This is a genomic window from Bacillus haikouensis, from assembly GCF_013179555.1.
In the GTDB taxonomy this organism is placed as follows: domain Bacteria; phylum Bacillota; class Bacilli; order Bacillales; family Bacillaceae_B; genus Rossellomorea; species Rossellomorea haikouensis_A.
On record NZ_JABMCR010000312.1, the window covers coordinates 1 to 4,360 of the forward strand.

Annotated in this window: 3 protein-coding genes; all 3 read left to right on the forward strand. The window is 39.1% G+C overall.

The features are described from left to right. Positions 1 to 1,057: CamS family sex pheromone protein (locus tag HP456_RS20420; protein ID WP_172254528.1), on the forward strand; the 1,057-nt coding region annotated here is incomplete at its 5' end. Between the two features lie 185 nt (positions 1,058 to 1,242). Then, positions 1,243 to 2,994: an ABC transporter transmembrane domain-containing protein gene (locus tag HP456_RS20425; RefSeq protein ID WP_172254535.1), complete on the forward strand. Its 1,752-nt coding sequence runs from the start codon at positions 1,243 to 1,245 to the stop codon at positions 2,992 to 2,994. A 59-nt stretch (positions 2,995 to 3,053) separates the two neighbouring features. Continuing rightward, positions 3,054 to 4,360 (forward strand): ABC transporter ATP-binding protein (locus tag HP456_RS20430; protein ID WP_172254545.1); only part of this gene is annotated, 1,307 nt, incomplete at its 3' end.

The window sequence follows — 4,360 nt, forward strand, 5'->3', positions numbered from 1 at the left end:
GGAAGTGATTGATGAAGAAACACTTGAAATACAAGACAGCGCGGCAAGTGAAGCCCGTGAATATCTGTCCTATAAGATCAATAAGCAAAAGAAATCAGTCAATCGGGGATTGATTACGATGATGATAAATAATCGCAGTGATATGGATGAAATAGAAACTGGTCTAATGTCTTTATCAAAGGATTATTTTTCTCCGGAAGATTATATTTATCAAGAAGGACAATATTTGAAAGATATCAGCTCCTGGTTAGGCAGGAATTCGAAAGAAAATGAGGAAGGTCTCAATCCAGCCATTAAAATCACGGAAGATATGGGCTGGGAGGAAAGAATTGAACAGGAAAAGAAAAACCCGATGTATCTATCCTATATACATGAGCAGAATTATGTTGATTCAAAAGGTAAAATACAAGGGATTTCCCTGGGATTTGCAATGAATCAAACTGATTACATACGTGTAAAAGATTCAAAGGGCTTAATGCATTTTGATGAGAAGGTCATTGGGGATAAAGCTCTTGAAAAGTATGGTAAGGAAGCTGCAAAAAAAGTCGTGAGCAGAATCCGTTCAATGAAAGAATTAAAAAATGTACCTATTTTTATTTCCATTTATAAACTGCAGCCGATAAACAGTGTGGTCCCAGGCAATTACTTCACAAACACGTTTGTTGATGACAACGACAATACGATAAAAAAATGGGAAGATATTAATGAGAAATATTATTACTTTCCGAGTGATGCCGGGGAGGAAAAAGACCGTGATCTTCACAATCGAATCCGGGATCTTGAAGATTACGTTTCCAAGTATTTCTCGCATCAGGATATTGAATTTGTAGGTAAAGCATTGTACAAAAAAGACAACTTGAATCAACTTGTGCTGGATGTCCATACTGGGATGGTCAAGGAAACAGAACTCGTTGGATTTGCGCAGGCTATCGGACCGGAAATTGTCGATTATTTCCCGCATATGCCAGTGTATCTATATGTGAAAACCCCAAAAGGACTGAAAGCGACGATTGTAAAAGAAGTCGATCAGGAACCATTTGTAGAAATTCATGAATAATTCTACCCTTACAGAGAGCAGCCATTTTTGAATTGGCTGCTCTTTATTATGGGCTGCCCTGGAAAGTTGGGATCTCCCGGCAGGATAAAGAAGAATGTGCAATATAAATTAAAATAAAGATTTCTCAAATTTAAGAAATTTTGGTAAAATAAAGAGTCGTTTATTACACATACGGGGGATATAAAATGAAAGTATTTCTGGATTTGAAATGGTTCTTTATACAGGAAAAAAGGTCTTATTTAATTGGAACTTTAATTCTTTTATTTGTTGCTTTTCTTCAATTGATCCCTCCGAAAATTGTAGGGATAGTCGTTGATAGTATCAAAAATAACAATCTCACTTTTAATCAATTGATGACATGGATGGTCGTCCTTACCTGTACCGCGGTATCCATGTATGGGCTGCGGTTTGTATGGCGCATTATGATTTTTGGGTCAGCCACAAAGCTGTCCCGATTACTGAGAAATCGCTTATATCATCATTTTACGAAAATGTCGCCTTCATTTTATCAAAAAAGAAGAGTAGGGGACCTTATGGCACACGCTACAAATGATTTACAGGCCATTCAGCAAACCGCAGGATCCGGAGTCCTGACTCTTGTTGATTCACTTGCTACGGGGGGATTTGTGATTATCGCAATGGCTTTTACAATCAGTTGGAAGTTGACTCTGATTGCTCTTATCCCTATGCCATTTATGGCTTTGTTGACCAGTTACTACGGATCGCTGCTGCATAAACGTTTTCATAAAGCCCAGGAAGCGTTTTCTTCATTAAATGATAAAACACAGGAAAGTGTATCAGGAATAAAGGTCATCAAAACATTCGGGCAGGAAAAAGAAGATATTGATGCATTTAAAGAACAATCACAAGATGTCGTGCAGAAAAATATCGCTGTGGCAAAAGTAGATTCATTATTTGATCCGACCATTTCCATTATTGTAGGTATATCATTCTTTCTGTCAATAGTATTTGGATCACGGCTTGTCGTGAGTGGAGAGCTGACGATAGGGGAATTGATTTCATTTACAACCTATTTGGGGCTGTTGATTTGGCCGATGCTTGCCTTTGGCTGGCTCTTTAATATTGTGGAAAGGGGAAGGGCTTCCTACGACAGGGTATCGAGTTTGTTATGCGAAGATGTGGAAATTGAAGATAAAGGACATGCGGTTGAAGTATGTCCTTCAGGTGATATTGAGTATCGAGTAGACACATTTACATATCCGAATGAAGAAGCGCATGCATTAGAAAACATTTATTTTTCAGTGAAAAAGGGCAGCACCATCGGGATTGTAGGAAAGACCGGTGCAGGTAAAACCACGGTATTACGCATGCTTTTAAGAGAATTTGAAGGTTACACAGGTGAAATTATGTTTGGTGACCATTCAATAAAGGAGTATAAACTTTCAAAATTACGGGAAGCAATCGGCTACGTCCCGCAGGATCATTTCTTGTTTTCTTCCACTATTTATGAAAATATCGCTTTTACAAATCCACTAATTGATCGGAAACTGGTGGAAGAAGCTGCAAAAATCGCCCAGATTCATGATGACATCATCGATTTCACTTATGGTTACGAGACAATAGTAGGGGAAAGGGGCGTTTCATTGTCGGGAGGTCAGAAACAGCGTATTTCAATTGCAAGGGCGCTTCTGATGGATCCTGAGATATTACTGCTTGACGATTCCCTGTCAGCAGTCGATGCAAAGACCGAAGAAGCCATTCTGACTTCGTTAAGAGAAAACAGATATGGAAAGACTACAATGATCACTGCTCACAGATTGAGTGCCATTCAACATGCAGACCTCATTGTGGTGTTTGATGAGGGCAGAATCGTTGAGAGGGGAACACATCAGGAATTAATGGAGTGTAAAGGGAAGTACAGGGAGATGTATATAAGGCAGCAATTAGAAGAACTTGTAGAGCAGGGAGGGGAATAAAAGTGGAGAGAATTTCAACATTGACTTCGGCCGATCAACGCAAAATCTTCTTTCGGCTTATGAAATACACAAAGCCTCATAAAAAGAAGATCTTTACGGCTTTTTTATTGTTACTGCTGACGACCATCGGTGATGTACTCGGTCCGATCATCATTAAGATATTCATCGACGATTATCTGACACCGAGAGAGTTTCCATACGGACCGCTGGTCGCTTTGGGGACTGCATATTTAATCATACAAATAGGGAATGTATTGATATCCTACTTCCAGCTATTAAAGTTTCAGGAGATAGCGTTGAAGATAATTCAACAGCTTCGTGTAGATGTTTTTACAAAAGTTCAACGCCTTGGCATGAGGTATTTTGATAGAACATCCGCAGGAAGTATAGTCTCAAGGGTGACCAACGATACGGAAGCGATCAAAGACATGTTCGTAAGTGTGATGGTTTCATTTATCCAGGGAGCTTTCCTGCTTACAGGAATTTTCATCGCTATGTTTTTTCTCAACTCTAAGCTCGCTCTCTTTTGTTTATTTATATTACCACTTATTTTCTATATTATGATGCTGTACCGTAAATACAGTTCTCTCTTCTATCAGGATATGAGGGAGAGACTAAGTCAATTGAATGCAAAATTGAGTGAATCGTTACAAGGGATGTCGATTATCCAGGTCTTCAGGCAGGAAAAGAGGCTTCGCGATGAGTTTGGAGATATCAATGAGAAGCATTTCCTGGCTGGAATGAAAAATATAAAAGTTGATGGTCTTCTCTTAAGACCGGCGATCGACCTTGTATATGTTGCAGCCCTGATTGTGGTATTGAGTTTTTTTGGTATCACATCATTCAATCAGCCGATTGAAATTGGTGTTCTTTATGCATTTGTAAACTATCTTGACCGTTTTTTTGAACCTGTAAACCAAATCATGATGAGGCTTTCTATGTTTCAGCAGGCAATCATTGCTTCCTCACGGGTATTTACATTGCTTGATGATAAAGATGTATCACCATCTCAGAGGATCTCTGGAGATGGAACCAATAAAATGAATGAGGGAGAAATAACCTTTAAAGGTGTTTCATTTTCGTATGATGGTCACAAAGAGGTCCTGAAAAATATTTCCTTTACGGCCAAACCTGGTGAGACAGTTGCGCTTGTCGGTCACACAGGCAGCGGGAAAAGCTCGATTATTAATCTACTCATGAGATTTTATGAATTCTCTTCAGGGGAGATTTTACTAGATGGAAAAAGCATTAAATCTTATCCCATGAAGGAACTGAGAGAAAAAATGGGATTGGTGCTCCAGGATCCGTTTCTTTTCTACGGGACGATCCGGGACAATATTAAATTGCATAACGAAGACATGTCTGA